The organism is Phytoactinopolyspora endophytica (genome assembly GCF_004138495.1).
GTDB lineage: Bacteria > Actinomycetota > Actinomycetes > Jiangellales > Jiangellaceae > Phytoactinopolyspora > Phytoactinopolyspora endophytica.
The window spans coordinates 61,451-61,677 of sequence record NZ_ML142850.1 but is presented as its reverse complement, the minus strand read 5'-3'; the positions used below and the strand labels follow the sequence as shown (position 1 = coordinate 61,677).

The following is a 227-nucleotide window of genomic DNA, read 5'->3' as shown; positions in this document are numbered from 1 at the left end:
TATCGGTGAGCACGACGGCGCCCCCGGCGTCGAGCGTGCCCAGGACGCCAGGGCAGCCCAGCGCGAAGTTGTGGGCCGCCGGCAGCGCGGCAAGGTAGACGTCGTCGCCGCTCAGCCCGCAGATCCGCGCACTGGCCCGGATGTTGTAGAGGTAGTCGTCGTGGGTGCGGGGGATGAGCTTCGGTAGACCGGTCGTCCCGCCTGACACCAGCATCAACGCCACGTCC

General features: G+C 70.0%; 1 protein-coding gene. It reads right to left on the bottom strand.

What is annotated here, in order from left to right; all coding sequences use genetic code 11:
* Positions 1 to 227, bottom strand: a 227-nt coding sequence (locus tag ELR45_RS40375) for an AMP-binding protein (RefSeq protein WP_240759146.1), incomplete at both ends; no start/stop codon positions are given.